This window comes from Streptomyces sp. NBC_01520, from assembly GCF_045040375.1.
Classification (GTDB): domain Bacteria; phylum Actinomycetota; class Actinomycetes; order Streptomycetales; family Streptomycetaceae; genus Streptomyces.
The window spans coordinates 4,609,029-4,625,752 of record NZ_CP109404.1 but is presented as its reverse complement, the minus strand read 5'-3'; the positions used below and the strand labels follow the sequence as shown (position 1 = coordinate 4,625,752).

The window sequence follows — 16,724 nt, the reverse complement described above, 5'->3', positions numbered from 1 at the left end:
CGGGGATCCGCGCCCAGGTGCCCTACGTATGGCAGGTGGTAATTTGGAGGCATGATAAAGACGACGGTGTACCTCCCGGAAGACCTGGAAGTGCGGCTGGACGCCGAGTCGTCGGCCACCGGGGTCAGCAAGGCCGAGCTGATCCGGCGGGGCATCGCGATGCTCCTGGAGAGCGCGGAGCGGCCCAAGGGGACCCGGAAGCTTCCGGTCTTCGACAGCGGGCGCCCGCTCAGCCCCGAAGCGATGGACGACTCCGTCTACGAGCACATCAAGGAACGAGCGGCACGCCGTTGATCATCGTTGCCGACACGTCCGCCCTGTACGCCGCCTTCGACGCGGCGCAGCCGGAGCACCACGAGGCGGCGAGGATCCTGGAGCGTGAGCGGCTCGCCGTATCGCCCCTCGTCGTCACCGAACTCGATCACCTGGTGCACCGGGATCTCGGCTTCCCGGCGGCGATGCAGGTGATGGAGGCTCTGAACTCACGCATGGCGGACGGCCAGTACAGGCTGGCCGAGCTGAAATCCGCAGACCTCGGTGCGGCCCATCAGGTCCGCCGGAAGTACGAGGGGCTGAGGCTGGACCTCGCGGACGCGGTGGGTGTCGTCCTCGCGGACCGGTACAGGACCGACCGCATCTTCACCCTCGACCAGCGGGACTTCCGGGCCATCACGCCCCTGACCCCCGGCTTCACCTCGTTCCGCATCCTGCCCGCCGACGGCTGAGGGCCGGCCCCGGGCCTATTCCGCGCGGCCGCCCTCCGCCTGGGAGGGTTCGGTCCGGGGGACGTCCGGGTGGGTCTCGGAGGCCCGGCCGCGTTCGGCGGGTTCGTCGCGTTCACCCTCGGCCTGCGAGGGGGTGTGCGCGTACAGCCCGTCGTACTCATCGGTTCCCTTCGTGGATCCCATGGGCGGGCCTCCTTCCTCAGCTCCCTTCCATCGTCCCTCTCCGCGAGGCGGCGCGCACCGCGCCCATGCTCGCGCCGATGACCAGCGCGATGGCCAGGGCGTCGGTCGTGGAGAGTGCCTGGTCGAGGACGAGGAAGCCGGCCGCGGCGGCGATGGCGGGTTCCAGACTCATCAGGATCGCGAAGGTGGGGGCGGGCAGCCTGCGCAGGGCCATGAGCTCCAGGGTGTACGGGAGGACCGAGCTCAGCACGGCCACCGCCGCGCCCAGTGCCAGCGTGGACGGGACCAGGAGTTTCGACCCGGCCTCCATGATGCCGAGGGGCAGTGAGAGGACCGCCGCCACCGCCATCGCCAGCGCCAGGCCGTCGGCCTGCGGGAAGCGGCGGCCGGTGCGTGCGCTGAAGACGATGTACGCCGCCCACATGGCGCCCGCCCCCAGCGCGTACGCCGCTCCGACCGGGTCCAGCCGGTCGAAGCCCCCGCCGCTGAGCAGGACGACGCCGCCGAGCGCCAGGCCCGCCCAGACGAGGTTGGCCAGACGGCGGGAGGCGACCACGGAGAGGACCAGCGGGCCGAGCACCTCCAGGGTGACGGCGGCGCCCAGCGGGATGCGGTCGGCGGCCTGGTAGAAGAGCGTGTTCATGGCGCCCATCACGACGCCGAACGCCACCACCGTGCCCCAGTCCGCGCGCGAGTGACCGCGCAGCTTCGGGCGGCAGACGACCAGCAGGACGAGCGCGGCGGCGGCGAGGCGCAGGGTGACCACGCCGAGCACACCCGTCCTCGGCATCAGCAGGACCGCGACCGCCGCGCCGAACTGCACGGAGAGCCCGCCCGCGACCACCAGCGCGACCGGCCCGAGCGCCGCCCTGCGGGCGCCGGGGCGGCCATGACCGGGCTCGTCGAGCGCGGACACCGCCTCCGGTACGGCGACGGCTGCGGCCGGCTCTGCGGTGCTGCGCGGGTCGTTCACCTGACACCTTTCAAAAAGTTCACTGGAGTGCACTGAAGGGTTCACAATACGGCACCACTGCCGCACCCTTCCCCTCCTCACCGTAGAGACACGCGCACCTCGCGTGAAATGCCGATTGCGCTCACGTTATGCTCCCCACGCATGAGCACAGGACAGGGCGGCGGCAAGGGCGGCGGACGCGGTATCGAGGTGCGCCATCTGCGGGCGTTCCTCGCGATCGCCGACGAGGGCAACGTCACGCGGGCAGCCGGCAGGCTCCGGCTCACCCAGCCCGTCGTCTCGCGGACGCTGGCCGCCCTGGAGAGGCATCTGGGCGTCCGGCTGGTCGACAGGTCCACGCACCATCTCGCCCTCACCGCCGAGGGCGTCCTCTTCCGGGACAAGGCCGCCGTCGCGGTCGGCGCCTTCGACGAGGCCGTCGGCCCCGGGCGGCCGCGTCACCGGCCGTTGCGGCTCGGGCACGCCTGGTCGGCGTTCGGCCCGTACACCACGCCGTTGCTGCGGACCTGGCAGGAGCGCGACCCGGCGACCCCGCTCGAACTGCGGCGGATCGACGACCGTACGGCGGGGCTGACGCGGGGCGAGGTCGACGCGGCCCTCCTGCGCGGGCCGGTGGACGCGCCGGGGCTCGTCACCGAGGTGCTGTTCGCCGAGGCCCGGGTGGCGGCCGTCGCCGCCGACGGGCCGCTCGCGGCCCACGGGTCGCTGACACTGGCGGACCTGGCCGGGGACGCCGTCGTCCTGAACACCGTCTCCGGCACCACCACGCTCGACCTGTGGCCCCGGGACGCCCGGCCCGTCGCCACGCTCACCGTCGCCAACACCGACGACTGGCTCACCGCCATCGCCGCGGGGCGCGGGGCGGGGGTGTCCGGCGCGTCCACGGCCGACATGCATCCGCACGCCGGGGTCGCGTACCGGCCCCTCGACGACGCCCCGCCGCTGCCCGTCCTGCTGGCCCGCCGGGACGGCCCCGGCCACCCCGCGCTTCCGCGGCTCTTCGCGCTCGCACGGGAGATCGTCGAGCGCGGGAGGTGAGGCGCCCGCGGGGGTGAGGCGCCCACTGGAGGTGAGGCGCCCACTGGAGGCCGGGCGCCCCGTTGCGGGGCTACCAAGTAGGTAATGGGGGGGGTGAGGCGCCCGCTGGAAGTGAGCCGCCCGTGGCAGTCAGGGACCCGCCCCTCACGGCCCGAAGCCCCCGAACCCCCACGAGGGGGCCGGGGGCTTCCGTGGTCCGGCGGGCCTGCGCCGACGGAGCCGGCGGATCCGCGGGGGCGGCCTACTTCGCGCAGACCGCCTTGTCCGCCTGGACCTGCTGTATGTCGGCCGGGGCCTTGTCCGGGGCCGACAGCGGGGTGCCCGCCTCCGTGAAGTCGGGGCCCAGGGTCAGCACCATCGGGTCCATCTCGCCCGCGTCCGTCTTCGTCGGCTTCATCACCGAGGCCGACAGGCCCATCAGGTCGGCCAGCCGGCGCGCCTGGTCCGCCTGGTTGGGGGCGTAGACGAGCTGGGTCCTCCTGACGTCCTGGGGGGCGTTGGCCTTGTTGGTGGACTTCAGCACGCCCTCCTCGTTCTGCAGCCAGTCCAGGGCGTTCTGCGCGGACCCCGCCGGGGCGCCGCCGTTGTAGACGTCGACCCGCACGTCCGCCGGGGCGGCCATCTCGCCCTTGAGCTTGGCGGCGGCCTCGGCCTTCGCCGCGGCCTTCTCCTGCTTCTCCACCGCGGTGAAGGAGACGTCCTCGCGCATCATCGAGAACACCTGAGGGGCCCTGGACTCGTCGAGGATGACGGTGGCCTTGTCGTTCGGGTTGTCCAGCACCGGCACCGTGGCGAAGGTGATGTTCTTCGGATCGACCGAGGCCAGCTCCATGCCCAGCTTGCGCAGCTCGTTTATGTCGGCGATCTTGTCGTCGACGGTGAGCGCCTTGGTCGCCGCCTCCGCGAGGTTCCACATCTTGGTGGGGCTGGTCAGGGTGTCGTTGGACTTCAGCTTGCGCATGAGCGAGCCCAGGAACTGCTGCTGGAGCTCGATCCGGCTCAGGTCGCTGCCGAAGCCGACGGAGTACCTGGTACGCAGGAAGGACAGCGCCTCCTCGCCCTGGAGGGTGTGCTCGCCCTTCTTGAGGTTCAGGTGGGACTTCGTGTCGTTGATGTCCTTGTCGAGGCAGATCTCCACACCGTCGACGGCGGCGGTCAGGGTCTTGACCGCGTTGAAGTCGGCCACCATGAAGTGGTCGGCCTTCATGCCTGTCAGCTCCGTGACGGCGCGCATCGTGCAGCTGGGCGTCCGGTCCGACTGCCCGAGGCTCGTGTTGAAGCGAGCGCCCTCGGTTCCCGGGATGTCCTTCGTCGAGCCGTCGCTCTGCGTCGTCGGGCAGTCCGGGATGTTCGCTATCAGGTCACGCGGGATGCTCAGCGCGGTGGCGTTCGTACGGTCCTTGGAGACATGGAAGAGGATCGTGGTGTCGGCATGGCCGACACTCTCCTTGTCCCCGTAGCCCTCGTTCCCCGCACCGGTCCGCTTGTCGGTCCCGATGACCAGGATGTTGATGGGACGGTCCTTGCTGAAGCCGCCGGTCCCGGCCCCGTCGCTGGAGACGGACGTGATGTTGCCGTTGAAGTGCTCGTACACGAAGTAGCCCGTGGTCCCGACGCCCACCAGCAGGAACGCCAGTACGCCACCGGTCCACACCAGGGCCTTCTTCTTGCCGGACTTCTTCTGCTTCGTCCTGCGGCGCCCCGTGGACGCCGCGGCACCCCGGCCGCCGGACCGGTTCGCGGCCCGCCCGCCCGGCTTCCGCTCCGGCTGCGGATCGTCGTCGTCACGCGCGTCGGCGCCTCTGCGCCCGTCGCGCTGTCCCGGTACGGAGGCCCGCTCGCCCGGAGGCGGTGGCGAGGGCTTCGAGCGGCGGCGCGGCGACGGCGTGGCCGCAGCGCCTCCCGGGGAGGACGGTGCGGCCGATCGCCCTGTGGAGGGGGTCAGTCGCAGTTCGTAATCACCGGTGTCCGGGTTGAGTACCCACTGGTCTGCGGGGTCGATTCCCTCGTCCCGCCCACGGCCTTGCGCGTCCACGGTTGCCTGCGTCCTCCGTCGGGGCCCACGCGGCGCCTCCCCCTTCAAGGCGCGCGGTGTGTCATACGGCAGTGCGCGACCTGGGGGGTCGGCTGCACCGGAGCGCTCACACTAGCTGGCCACCCGCTCCTGAGCGACGATCGTGGCAAATCAAGCCCCCTACAGGGGACATAGCGCAACATATGCCACCTATTCCCCACCCACCCCACCGGCCCACCCCCGGAACAGGACTCGCAACGACCAGCAAGGGTCGCTTTTCGGCCAAATTTCAAACAGAAGTGGCCACAAGGAATCCCCAAACAACTCGTCAATTCTCCTATAGTTGCCATCACTTAATCAGGAACAATCAGCTCCAGTTGTGGTTCTTTCGCCACAGCCGCACAGAGTGTCCTGATTGTCCCTTCCCCCTGAACCGTCCGCCCCGAGGACTCCGATTGCGCCCTTCACTCCGGCCAACCGCGCTCGCCCTGCTGATCTCGGCAGCCGTCACCGGTTCCCTGTGCCTGTGGGCGGTCGCCGCCGCTCCCACCTCGGTACGGACCCCGTTGTTCTGGGGAGCGAGCGCCGCCGCCGTACTGCTGTGCGTCGCGGTGACCGTCACCGTCCACACGCTCGCGACGGCACGCAACCTTCGCGCGCTGCGGGCCACCGACTCCGAACGCTTCACCGCCGAGACCTCCCGGCTCGTCTCGTCCTCCGCCGCCGAGGCACAGCGCTTCACCGCGGAGACGGCCCGGATCAGGGCTGCCGCCGCCGCCGAGACCGCCCGGGTCACCGCCGAGGCCAACGGCCTGGTCGCCCGCGCCACCGAGGAGGCAGCCGAGCGCGGCGACCGTCTCACCGCCGAGGTCGCACGGCTCACCGCCCGTGCCCGGCGCAGTGAGACCGAGCGCGCCGCGGCCGTCGCCGCCTGCGCCAACGCCGCGGGCCGCATGCAGGCCCTGTCCACGAGCATGCTGGCCGACCTGCGCGAGATGGAACACCGGCACACCGCCGAGGACGTGCTCGGGGACCTGCTGCACCTGGACCACCGCACCGCCCAGGCGGGCCGCCTCGCCGACTCCATCGCCGTGCTGACCGGCGCCCGCTCCGGGCGGCGCTGGGCGAAGCCGATCGTCATGGAGTCGATCCTGCGCGGCGCGATGGGCCGGATCGGCAGCTACCAGCGCATCCGCCTGCACTCCACCAGTGACGTGGCGATCGCCGGTCACGCCGCCGAGGGCGTCATGCACGCGCTCGCGGAGCTCCTCGACAACGCCGCCAACTTCTCGCCGCCCACCGCCGAAGTACATGTGTACGTCGAGGAGGTCCCGGCCGGCATCGTCGTCACCGTCGAGGACAGCGGCCTGGTGATGAGCGATGTGCAGCTGCGCCGCGCGGAGCGTGCCGTGTCCGCCGGGAACCAGGACCTCACGGGTCTCTCCGGCACCCGCCTCGGCCTCGCGGTCGTCGGCCGGCTGGCCCGCAAGCACGGTCTGACCGTCTCCTTCCGGCCGTCGGCGCGCGGCGGTACGGGCGCGCTGATGATGCTGCCGCAGGAACTCATCTCCCGTGCCCCCGTCCCCCTACCGGCAGCCCCGGCCGTCCGCCCCGAGCCGGAGCCGGACCACACGTCGGCCGCCGCACCGGGCTCCGCCGGATCCGCGACCGGGTCCGCGCCGGACTCCGTGACCGTGACCGCGCAGGACTCCCCGCCGGAATCCACGCCCGCCCCGGAATCCGCGTCCGCGCCCGCCCCGGAGTCCGCGTCCGAATCCACCGGTGCCGTGCCCCAGTTCGGTGACAGCGGTCTGCCCAAGCGCCGCCGCGGCCGCACCCTGGCAGCCGCCGAATCCCGTACCGGCAATGCCACACCCGGCGGCGCCGACTCCCCCCGGCCCCGTGCCACCGACCCGAAGGTCCAGGCCGCGCGCTTCAGCACCTTCAGCCAGGCGGTACGAGCCAACTCCCCGCACCCGGAAGGCAACACCCGATGACCGCGACCACCGACGAGAAGCTCAACTGGCTGCTGGAGGGGCTCCTGGACCGCACGCCCGGCGCCCGGCACGCCCTGGTCCTGTCCCGGGACGGCCTGAAGCTGTGCCGTACCCCCGAGCTCTCCGTCGACCAGGCCGATCAGCTGGCCGCGATCTCGGCCGGGATCCAGAGCCTGTCGCATGGCGCTTCCATCGAGTTCGGTGACGGCACCGGTGGCGTACGGTCCGCGATGGCCGAGTTCTACGGCGGCGTGCTGTTCATCGTCGAGGCCGGCGCGGGCGCCCACCTCGCGGTCGTGGCGGCGGAGGACTCCGACGTCGGTCTCGTCGGCCACAACATGAGCGAGCTCGTCGAGCAGCTCGGCGAATATCTCGTGGCCCCGCCCCGGAGTCCCGCCGCGGCGGACGACGCAGCGGCCCTCGCCGCGGAAACCGCGGACGTATGACATCGATGCCGCGCCCCCGCCCCGGACGCGACGACGATCCGGACCGGCTGTACACCCTCACAGGTGGCCGCAGCCGGTCCGACTCGGCCGCGTTCGACCTGGTGACGCTCGTCGTCGCCGAATGCGATCCGAACCCCGGGATGCAGTCGGAGCACGTCGCGATCCTGCGGATGTGCCAACGGCCCACCGCGGTGGTCGAGATCTCGGCAACCCTGAACCTGCCCGTCAGCATCGTCCGCATCATGCTCTGCGATCTGCTCGACACCGGCCGGATCAGCGCCCGCCACCCCCGTACTGCACGTGTCGCGGACCGGCTCCCCGACACCGACACCTTGGAACAGGTACTCGTTGGACTCCGCAACCTCTGACCGTGCCGCCCTTCAGGCGACAGCCGACAACGGACTGAAGATCGTCGTCGTCGGCGGCTTCGGTGTCGGCAAGACCACCATGGTCCGTTCCGTGAGCGAGATCCGTCCGCTCAACACCGAAGAGACCATGACCCGCGCGGGCGAGGCCGTCGACCACCTCCACGGTGTGCAGTCGAAGACGTCCACCACGGTCGCCTTCGACTTCGGCCGGATCACCCTCGACGCGCACTCGGTCCTCTACCTCTTCGGCGCCCCCGGACAGGAACGTTTCTGGTTCCTGTGGGACCGCCTCTTCTCCGGAACCCTGGGTGCCGTCGTCCTCGTCGACACCCGGCGTCTGGCCGACTCCTGGTACGCGATCGACCGGCTGGAGCACCACGGCACCCCGTTCATCGTCGCGTGCAACGACTTCGGCGGACCGCTCCACTCCGAGCAGCAGATCCGCGAGGCGCTGGACCTCTCCCCCGACGTCCCGCTCGTCGAGTGCGACGCCCGGGACCGGTCCTCCAGCAAGTACGTCCTGATCACGCTCGTCGAACACCTCCACGCACTCTCCGTCGCCCGCGCGAAGGCCGCGGACGCGGCCCTGGCAGGAAGCCCTGCCCCGGCGGCCGCAAAGACCCCGGAGCCGACCCTGTGACCCGGTGCCCCGTACCCCACGGTTCCGTACCCCTGTCCGGGCCACGGTTCCAGTCCGACCCCGTGCAGCTGTACCGGGACATGCGCCGTGACCACGGCGCCGTGGCCCCGGTCGTGCTCGACGGGGACATACCCGCCTGGCTGATCGTCGGCTACCGCGAACTGCACCAGGTCACCAACGACCCGGTGCTCTTCAGCCGGGACTCGGAGCTGTGGAACCAGTGGGACAACATCCCCGACGACTGGCCGCTGCTGCCGATGATCGGCCGCAGGCAGCCGTCGATCCTCTACACGGTCGGTGAGCGGCACACCGTCCGCGCGGGCATGATCAGCAACGCCCTGGAGGCCGTCGACCCGTTCTCGCTGAAGAGGTACGCCGAGGAGTTCGCCGACAGCCTCATCGACTCGTTCTGCGCGACCGGGCGGACCGACATCATCGCCGACTACGCGATGCTGCTCCCCGCCCGGGTCCTGGCGAAGCTCTACGGGTTCAGCGACGAGGTCGGGGGGCCGCTCGTGGGTGCGCTCAACGACATGATCAACGGCACCGAGCGGGCCCTGGCCGGCCAGCAGCACCTCGGCGGGGCCATGTTCCAGCTCCTCGCCGACAAGCACGCCGAGCCCGGCGACGACGTCGCCACCAGGATGCTGGACGACCCGGGCGGCTTCACCGACGAGGAGGTCGCCCAGGACCTCATGGTCATGATGGCCGCGGGACACCAGCCGACCGCCGACTGGATCGGCAACTCGCTGCGGCTGATGCTGACCGACGACCGCTTCGCCGCCTCGCTCTCCGGTGGCCGGCACAGCGTCGCCGAGGCGATGAACGAGGTCCTCTGGGAGGACTCACCCACCCAGAACGTGGCCGGCCGCTGGGCCTCCCGCGACACCCACCTCGGCGGACGCCACATCCGTGCCGGCGACATGCTGCTCCTCGGCATCGCCGCCGCCAACGGCGACCCGCAGGTACGCACCGACGGCTCCACGCTCACCGGTGGCAACAACGCCTTCCTCTCCTTCGGCCACGGCGAGCACCGCTGCCCGTTCACCGCCCAGGAGACCGCCGAGGTCATCGCCCGTACGGGGATCGAGGTGCTCCTGGACCGGCTCCCGGACATCGACCTCGACGTGCCCGAGGGGCAGTTGACCCGGCGCCCGTCGCCGTGGCTGCGCGGGCTGACGGACCTGCCGGTGCACTTCACCCCGACCCCCGCACTTGGAGGCCAGAAATGACCCGGATCGTCCTCGATCCCTTCGTCGCCGACCTCGACGGCGAGAGCGCCGCGCTGCGCGCCGCCGGTCCGCTGGCCGAGGTGGAGCTCCCCGGCGGGGTGCACTGCTACGCGGTCACGCGTCACGCCGAGGCGCGTGAGCTGCTCACCGACAGCCGTGTGGTCAAGGACATCGACGTGTGGACCGCCTGGCAGCGCGGCGAGATCCCCATGGACTGGCCGCTGATCGGACTGGCCAACCCGGGCCGCTCCATGCTGACCGTGGACGGCACGGAGCACCGCAGGCTGCGCACCCTGGTCGCGCAGGCGCTGACCGTGAAGCGGGTGGAGCGGCTGCGGGCGGGCATCGAGGCGCTGACGAACGCGAGCCTGGACCGGCTGGCCGCGCTGCCCAAGGGCGAGCGCGTCGACCTGAAGGCCGAATTCGCCTACCCGCTGCCCATGAACGTCATCAGCGAGCTGATGGGCGTGGACGCGGCCGACCACCCGCGGCTGAAGGAGCTCTTCGAGAAGTTCTTCTCGACGCAGACCCCGCCCGAGGAGGTGCCGCAGATGATGGCGGACCTCGGCACCCTCTTCACGAAGATCGTGGACGGCAAACGGGCGAACCCGGGCGACGACCTGACGAGCGCGCTGATCGTGGCCTCCGAGGACGGCGACCACCTCACCAACGAGGAGATCGTCAACACGCTGCAGCTGATCATCGCGGCCGGTCACGAGACCACGATCAGCCTGATCGTCAACGTCGTGGAGGCGCTCCAGACGCACCCCGAGCAGCGCGAGCGCGTGCTGAACGGGGAGGTGCCGTGGGAGAACGTGATCGAGGAGACCCTGCGCTGGAACACGCCCACCTCGCACGTCCTCATCCGGTTCGCGACCGAGGACATCGAGGTCGGCGACCGGATCCTGCCCAAGGGTGAGGCGCTGATCGTCTCCTTCGGCGCGCTCGGCCGCGACGAGCGGCAGTACGGGCCGACCGCGGAGGACTTCGACGTCACCCGCTCCCCGAACCGCCACATCGCGTTCGGCCACGGCCCGCACGTCTGCCCCGGTGCCGCGCTGTCCCGGATGGAGGCCGGTGTGGCCCTTCCCGCGCTATACGAGCGCTTCCCCGGGCTGGACCTCGCGGTACCGGCCTCCGAGCTGCGCAACAAGCCGATCGTGACCCAGAACGACCTGTACGAGCTCCCGGTCGACCTGGGCTGACGGCCCCGCCGCACACCGTCCACGGGCCGGTTGGTGCTCGTCTCATCCGACGGACACGGTCCTCGACCGTGTCACGGAGGGACTACGCTCCGGCTCGTGGCCGATATCCAGATTCCCGCTGACATCAAGCCCGCCGACGGACGTTTCGGCGCCGGACCCTCCAAGGTGCGGACGGAGGCGCTCGACGCGCTGGCCGCCACGGGCACCTCTCTTCTCGGTACGTCCCATCGCCAGGCCCCGGTCAAGAACCTGGTCGGCGAGGTACGTGACGGTGTGCGCAGCCTCTTCTCCCTCCCCGAGGGCTACGAGGTCGTCCTGGGCAACGGCGGGTCCACCGCCTTCTGGGACGTCGCGACGCACGGTCTCATCGAGAACAAGTCCCAGCACCTGAACTTCGGCGAGTTCTCGTCCAAGTTCGCGAAGGCCGCCAAGCTCGCCCCGTGGCTGGCCGACCCGACCGTCATCGCCTCCGACCCGGGCACCCACCCGGACCCGAAGGCCGAGGCGGGCGTCGACGTCTACGCCTTCACCCACAACGAGACCTCCACCGGTGTCGCCGCCCCGGTCAAGCGGGTCGCCGGTGCCGACGAGGGTTCACTCGTTCTGGTGGACGCCACCTCCGGTGCGGGCGGCCTGCCGGTCGACATCACCGAGACGGACGTCTACTACTTCGCCCCGCAGAAGTCCTTCGCCTCCGACGGCGGCCTGTGGATCGGCGTCTTCTCCCCGGCGGCCCTGGAACGCGCCGCGCGTGTCCACGCCTCCGGCCGGCACGTCCCGGAGTTCTTCTCGCTGCCCACGGCGATCGACAACTCCCTGAAGAACCAGACGTACAACACCCCGGCGCTCGCCACGCTCTTCCTGCTGAACGAGCAGCTGAAGTGGATGAACACCCAGGGCGGCCTGGACTTCACCACCGGCCGCACGGCCGCCTCGTCGCAGAACCTGTACGGCTGGGCCGAGGAGTCCAAGTACGCGACGCCGTTCGTCACCGACCCGGCGAAGCGCTCGCAGGTCATCGGCACGATCGACTTCGAGGACGGCATCGACGCGGCGGCGGTCGCGAAGGTGCTCCGCGCCAACGGCATCGTCGACACGGAGCCCTACCGCAAGCTCGGCCGCAACCAGCTGCGCGTGGCGATGTTCCCGGCGATCGACCCGGCGGACGTCCAGGCGCTGACGGCCTGCATCGACTACGTGATCGAGAAGCTGTAGCGGTTACGCGTACGAGACGGCCCTGCACACGTGATGAGTGCAGGGCCGTTTCTGCTTCACTCGGCCGGGTGGCGGACCGCCTGCGGGACGAATTCGGGCGTGCCGTCCTACGATGATGTTCTCGACACCAGCCATCCCAGGAGGCCCGCAATGTCTGCAGCAGCAGTCGAGCACCCCTGTGACGATGAGCCGGAATCGCTGCTCGAGAGTGCCAACCGGCTCTCGGAGCAGCTCCCCCCGGGTTACCGCGTCGAGATCGTCGGAGGCGTCATCACCGTGGCCCCACCCCCGGACGGCCCGCACGCCCGCGCTCTGACCCAGCTCATGATCCCCTTCCTGGCTGCCGGCCTCCACGACGAGGAGACCGAGGTCCTTCAGGGAATCGGTCTGTGGCTGCCCGGCGGGCCCGAGGACTACGCCATTCCCGACCTGGCCGTCGTCGATGCCGATCTCGACGAGCACCTGGTCGAGAACAACTGCTACGACCCGGCGGCGTTCCGCCTCGTGCTGGAGGTGACCTCCAGCAACTACAAGAACGACCTGCGCAACAAGGTCGCCGCGTACGCCGAAGCCAATGTCCCGGTCTATGTGATCGTCGACCGCAAGCACAGCCGGGTACACGTCCTGACCGAGCCGGTCGGTGGCGAGTACAACAGCCACGAGGTCTACGCCCCCGGCCAGACAGCCGAGCTCCCCGACTCCATCGGAGCCAAGGTGACGCTCGACGTGGCGGAACTGGTGAAGGCCGGACGACCCCGCGCGTAAGGCCTTCGGTGCCGGTTCACTCAGCCGGCGTCCTGAGCCCCCGCTCGCGCCGCTTCCCCGGCCAGGATCTCGCGGAGGGCGAGCACCCCCGCACGCCACTGCTGGTCCTCACCCACGTCCGCCCACAGCTCCAGCAGCTCGGACTCCGCGGCGACGACCCGGTCCAGGGCCAGTGCCGCCAGCGGGCCCAGGTCCGGGGCGAACCGGGGCAGGGGTTCGTCCGGTCCGTACGCGGTGTCCACCGGTGCGCCGCCCGGCCGTTGGGCCGCGAGCAGTGCCGACGCGGCCACCGCCACGACGGCGTCGTCGGCGTCGAGGTATTCCTTCGGGCCCGTCCGGACGACGATCGTCAGCGCCTCCCTGATCACGCTCTCGCGCTTGTCGGCCGGAGCGTCGTCGAGATTCCCCGCGAAGTCCGCGGCGGTGTCGCTGTCGAAATGGCCCATGCCCCAGGTCCCCATCGGAGCCCCCTCCTCGGTCGGTGTCACCATCCTGCCGCCCACCACTGACAGTCGGCCTCAGCGCAGGCCGGCCGCGTCCAGGCGCCACCGCACCTCGCCGTCCTCCCACTCCTCGGTGGGTGCCAGTCCCGCTGCCGCGGCCACCGTGGCGGACGCGGTGTGGTCCGGGTGGATGTGGGCGATCACCGTGCGGACCGTCCCGCCGTCCAGCAGGTGCCGGACCAGAGCGGTCGCCGCCTCCTGCGCGTAGCCCCGCCCCTGCCGCTCGGCCCCGATCACCCAGGCCACCTCGGCCCGCGAACCGCGCACGGTCGCCTGGACGTAGCCGGCCAGGCGACCGTCGGTACGCACCCGGAGCACCCAGTTCCACCAGAGCTCGGCGGGGTCGGGCGAGCCGGCGCTCTGGCGGGCGTAGCGGCCGCGCAGGGTGTCCGCGTCCTCCGGGGCGCCTCCCGTGTACCTGTGCAGGGCGGGGTCCGCGAGGACGGTGGCCATCTCGTCCGCGTACGCCGGATCGAGCGGGAGCGCGTCGAGGCGGCTGGTGGAGAAGGGTTCGGGCCCGTTGTCCGGCATGGGCCCGACCCTAAGGCCTCTCGCCCGCCGGTCAGCGGCTGAGCGCTGGAACCTGCGTACCGCCGACGGAAGGAACACCAGCGTGATCACCAGCGCCATCAGCAGTGCGTGTTCCTCGGCCCAGATGCCGCAGCTCGCCCCCGGGTTGCCGAACAGCTGCCGGGCCGCGGTCACCGTCGAGGACACCGGGTTCCACGCGGCGACCGGGAGGTCGGCCGCCTCGGCGGCGACGGCCTCGATGCGGTCCCCGCCGACCCGGTCCTTCAGCCCGTCCGGGCTGTCGTCGGCGATGGCCCGCCTGCGGCTATGTCGAGGGCTTCGTCCGGACGGAGAGCCACGCCAGGGAGGCCGCCCAGCAGACGGGCCTCAGCGACGCCGCGTTCCGGGAGAACCAGCGCCCCTACCTGGAGCGGGCCATGCTGAGCGGCGCCTACCCGGAGATGGCCGCGCTGCCCGAGGACTCGTTCGGGGGACACGTTCGACCACTTCGCGTTCGGCATCGGCCGTCTCGTCGACGGCTTCGAAGTGCTCGTGCGGGAGCGCACGCGGAAGTGACGCGGCCCCCGATCCGTGGACCATGGGAGGCATGGACACGATCCGCGAGTTCAAGCCGTTCGTGAAGCAGTACGCCGTCCTGCTCAGCACCCGGCGGCAGGACGGGTCAGAGGTCCACACCCCGGTCAGCATGGCCGTCGAGGGCGACCACGCCTACATCCGTACGTTCTCCTCGGCGTGGAAGGTGGACCGGATGCGCAACCATCCGGTGGTGCGGATCGGCCCGTGCACGGTGGGCGGCAGACCTACGGGGCCGCAGATCGACGCCCACGCCCGGCTGCTGGAGGCCGGTTCGCGGGAGAACACCCATGCGGCGCGGATGCTCTCGCGCAAGCACCCGGTGCTGCACGGCGTACTCGTGCCGCTGGTCCACAAGGCCAAGCGGGACCGGACGCTGCACTACGAGCTGCGCCCCTTCACCGACGACGGCTGAACCCCGCGAAGTGCCGCGACGCCTCCGGTCGTCCCCTGCGGCGCCCGCCCCCCGGTCAGCCGGTTGCCCCGGCGGCGCCCGCCCCCGGTCACCTCAAGCCGTGCCCGCCACGGGTCACCGCTGGCCGCGCCGCCGCCTGACGCCGATGACGGCCAGTACGATCACGCCCAGGAGCACCGCGCCCCCGGTCACGGAGGGGCCACCCCCGTCGGACGACTCCGCGCCGCCCCCCGAGCCCTCGCGCGTGGGCACCCTGGTCCCGCCCCCGCCGTTCCCGCCGCCCTCGACGTCCACCCGCACCACTTCGCTCCGCTCCCCCTCCGAGCCGAACATCATCGCCGAGCCGTCCGCCGTGAACGTCACCGACTCGGACTGCCCCTGGAGCGGCACGCTCACCCGGTAGTCCGCACCGAGCCGGCCGTCCTCGAAGGCGTAGCCCCGGGTACTGAAGTAGGAGCGCAGCACCAGGTCCTTGCCGTCCGGTGAGAACGCCCCGTCCGTCACCCACGGCACCTCGCCCACCCGCCGGAACACGTTGGCCCCGCCGGTGGTGAGCTTCGCGGGTCCCTCGTAGAGGCCGCCGCCGTCCTCGTTCTTGGAGGCGACGTACACACGGCCCGTCTTCGGGTGGACCATCAGCGCCTCGGCGTTGCGCGCCCCGTCGGCGTACTTCACGTCGAACTGCGTGGCCTGCACGGTGGCGTCCGCGAGCTTCTTCGGCTCGGGGAAGCGGTAGATCCAGACGTGGTCCCAGGACCCGTCGAGGTTGTCGCCGATGTCGCCGACGTACAGGTTCCCGTCCGGTCCGATCGAGATCGCCTCCACGTCACGGGGCTCCCCCACCCCCCGCAGGGTGATCGTCGCGACGGTCTTCCCGGTCCGGGAGTCGACGGCGTAGACGTACGGCCCGTCGTCGCTGTCGTTGTGCGTCCAGTAGACGCCCGGGTGGATCCGGCTGGCGGCGAGGCCGCTGGACTCCTTGATCCGGGGGTCCTCGATCGTGAAGGTCCGGTCGGCCCCGTCCCCGTCGTCCGCCACAGCGGGCACCGCCCCGGCAAGGAACAGGAGGGCGGCGGCGGCGCAGACAGTCAGCGATCTCATGGCACAAGTGTCCACTGTCACGTATCAGCCCGGAGTGGTGATCGGCCATGATGTCGCCATGCGTTTTCTCTTCGTCGGCGACTCCATGACCATCGGGCGTACCGGCGACTTCACCTGGCGTTACCGCATGTGGCAGCACCTGGAAGCAACTTTCGGCGAGGGTGGGTACGCGATCACGGGCCCGCGCACCGAGCTGTACGACACCGGCGCGAACGCCCCGCTCTGCCACACCTACGGCGACCCGGCCTTCCCCGCCCCCGCGAGGCGGCACCTGGCCGGCTGGGGCGAGGGCTGGCTCCACATGGCCCCGGTCATCGCGGACACGGTCACGGCGACCCGCGCGGACATCCTGCTCGTCTCGCTCGGCCTGATCGACCTCGGCTTCTACACGGACAGCGAGCAGACGGCCCGCAACGCACGGGCCTTCATCGCCGCCGCCCGGTCCGCGAACCCGCACGTCAAGATGGTGCTGCTCCCGGTGATACCGAACATACGGGCCGAGTCCGACGCCCCCTTCGCCGACGAGTGCGCCCGCTTCAACACGCTGCTCGCCAAGGCGGTCACCGACCTCGACGACCCCCGCTCCCCGCTCCTGCTGGCCTCGCACCCCACGGGCTACGACATCCACTCGGACACCTACGACGGCACGCACCCCGGTCCCGGCGGCGAGCACAAAATTGCCGGGGCCTTCGCGGACGCGATGCACCAGGCCTGGGAAGTGGGCGGCCCGTACGCGGGATCGCCGGCCTACGCCTGAGGTGCGGCCGGGCGGGACAGGATCCAAGACGCGTAACAGATGT

The 16,724-nt window shown here is 71.1% G+C and carries 19 protein-coding genes; 13 read left to right on the top strand and 6 right to left on the bottom strand.

Annotated features, from left to right (window positions below):
• Positions 1-51 precede the first annotated feature (51 nt).
• Positions 52-294 (top strand): ribbon-helix-helix domain-containing protein, encoded by a 243-nt coding sequence (locus OG524_RS21035; protein WP_405389302.1) that lies wholly within the window; start codon positions 52-54, stop codon positions 292-294.
• Positions 291-725, top strand: coding sequence for a PIN domain-containing protein (locus tag OG524_RS21030; RefSeq protein ID WP_405389303.1), 435 nt, complete (start codon positions 291-293; stop codon positions 723-725). Before OG524_RS21035 ends, OG524_RS21030 begins: the two co-directional genes overlap by 4 nt.
• A 15-nt stretch (positions 726-740) precedes the next feature.
• On the opposite strand, the gene OG524_RS21025 is transcribed toward OG524_RS21030, so the two are convergent.
• Positions 741-908: a hypothetical protein gene (locus tag OG524_RS21025; RefSeq protein ID WP_405389304.1), complete on the bottom strand. Its 168-nt coding sequence runs from the start codon at positions 906-908 to the stop codon at positions 741-743.
• A gap of 16 nt (positions 909-924) precedes the next feature.
• Entirely contained in the window at positions 925-1,881 is a 957-nt protein-coding gene (locus OG524_RS21020) for an EamA family transporter (RefSeq protein ID WP_405811492.1), read from the bottom strand.
• A gap of 141 nt (positions 1,882-2,022) precedes the next feature.
• Here OG524_RS21020 and OG524_RS21015 point away from each other — a divergent pair, with 141 nt between their 5' ends.
• On the top strand, positions 2,023-2,919 hold the full coding sequence (locus OG524_RS21015) for a LysR family transcriptional regulator (protein ID WP_405389306.1): 897 nt from the start codon (positions 2,023-2,025) through the stop codon (positions 2,917-2,919).
• A gap of 241 nt (positions 2,920-3,160) precedes the next feature.
• On the opposite strand, the gene OG524_RS21010 is transcribed toward OG524_RS21015, so the two are convergent.
• The gene (locus OG524_RS21010) at positions 3,161-4,954 is read right to left on the bottom strand and encodes an LCP family protein (RefSeq protein WP_405389308.1); all 1,794 of its coding nucleotides are present in this window, start codon (positions 4,952-4,954) and stop codon (positions 3,161-3,163) included.
• 434 nt (positions 4,955-5,388) lie between these two features.
• On the opposite strand from OG524_RS21010, the gene OG524_RS21005 reads away from it, so the two are divergent.
• From OG524_RS21005 to OG524_RS20970, 8 genes are all read left to right on the top strand, one after another.
• Positions 5,389-6,930: a sensor histidine kinase gene (locus OG524_RS21005; RefSeq protein ID WP_405389309.1), complete on the top strand. Its 1,542-nt coding sequence runs from the start codon at positions 5,389-5,391 to the stop codon at positions 6,928-6,930.
• Positions 6,927-7,376: a roadblock/LC7 domain-containing protein gene (locus OG524_RS21000; RefSeq protein WP_405389310.1), complete on the top strand. Its 450-nt coding sequence runs from the start codon at positions 6,927-6,929 to the stop codon at positions 7,374-7,376. The genes OG524_RS21005 and OG524_RS21000 overlap by 4 nt, the downstream gene beginning before the upstream one ends.
• Positions 7,373-7,744, top strand: a complete 372-nt coding sequence (locus tag OG524_RS20995) for a DUF742 domain-containing protein (protein WP_405389312.1) — start codon at positions 7,373-7,375, stop codon at positions 7,742-7,744. The genes OG524_RS21000 and OG524_RS20995 overlap by 4 nt, the downstream gene beginning before the upstream one ends.
• Positions 7,725-8,384 carry a GTP-binding protein gene (locus OG524_RS20990; protein ID WP_405389313.1) on the top strand — a complete coding sequence of 220 codons (660 nt, stop codon included), beginning with the start codon at positions 7,725-7,727 and terminating at the stop codon, positions 8,382-8,384. The genes OG524_RS20995 and OG524_RS20990 overlap by 20 nt, the downstream gene beginning before the upstream one ends.
• A complete protein-coding gene (locus OG524_RS20985; RefSeq protein WP_405389314.1) occupies positions 8,381-9,616 on the top strand; it encodes a cytochrome P450 in 1,236 nt (411 codons plus the stop codon). Before OG524_RS20990 ends, OG524_RS20985 begins: the two co-directional genes overlap by 4 nt.
• A complete protein-coding gene (locus OG524_RS20980; protein WP_405389315.1) occupies positions 9,613-10,821 on the top strand; it encodes a cytochrome P450 in 1,209 nt (402 codons plus the stop codon). Before OG524_RS20985 ends, OG524_RS20980 begins: the two co-directional genes overlap by 4 nt.
• Positions 10,822-10,917: 96 nt before the next feature.
• Positions 10,918-12,036 carry a phosphoserine transaminase gene (gene serC, locus OG524_RS20975; protein ID WP_405389316.1) on the top strand — a complete coding sequence of 373 codons (1,119 nt, stop codon included), beginning with the start codon at positions 10,918-10,920 and terminating at the stop codon, positions 12,034-12,036.
• Between the two features lie 150 nt (positions 12,037-12,186).
• Complete coding sequence (locus tag OG524_RS20970; RefSeq protein ID WP_405811491.1) at positions 12,187-12,801, top strand: Uma2 family endonuclease; 615 nt, start codon at positions 12,187-12,189, stop codon at positions 12,799-12,801.
• A gap of 20 nt (positions 12,802-12,821) precedes the next feature.
• Here OG524_RS20970 and OG524_RS20965 read toward each other — a convergent pair whose 3' ends face one another.
• Together OG524_RS20965 and OG524_RS20960 are read right to left on the bottom strand one after the other, a co-directional pair.
• A complete protein-coding gene (locus OG524_RS20965; RefSeq protein WP_405389318.1) occupies positions 12,822-13,262 on the bottom strand; it encodes a DUF4259 domain-containing protein in 441 nt (146 codons plus the stop codon).
• 57 nt (positions 13,263-13,319) lie between these two features.
• On the bottom strand, positions 13,320-13,835 hold the full coding sequence (locus OG524_RS20960) for a GNAT family N-acetyltransferase (protein WP_405393135.1): 516 nt from the start codon (positions 13,833-13,835) through the stop codon (positions 13,320-13,322).
• A 586-nt stretch (positions 13,836-14,421) separates the two neighbouring features.
• Between OG524_RS20960 and OG524_RS20955 the strand changes: the two genes are divergently transcribed.
• On the top strand, positions 14,422-14,823 hold the full coding sequence (locus tag OG524_RS20955; RefSeq protein ID WP_405811490.1) for a PPOX class F420-dependent oxidoreductase: 402 nt from the start codon (positions 14,422-14,424) through the stop codon (positions 14,821-14,823).
• Between the two features lie 114 nt (positions 14,824-14,937).
• On the opposite strand, the gene OG524_RS20950 is transcribed toward OG524_RS20955, so the two are convergent.
• Positions 14,938-15,924, bottom strand: coding sequence for a WD40 repeat domain-containing protein (locus OG524_RS20950; protein WP_405811489.1), 987 nt, complete (start codon positions 15,922-15,924; stop codon positions 14,938-14,940).
• Here OG524_RS20950 and OG524_RS20945 point away from each other — a divergent pair.
• Complete coding sequence (locus tag OG524_RS20945; RefSeq protein ID WP_405389322.1) at positions 15,923-16,681, top strand: GDSL-type esterase/lipase family protein; 759 nt, start codon at positions 15,923-15,925, stop codon at positions 16,679-16,681. The two genes, OG524_RS20950 and OG524_RS20945, sit on opposite strands and share 2 nt — an antisense overlap.
• Positions 16,682-16,724 lie beyond the last annotated feature (43 nt).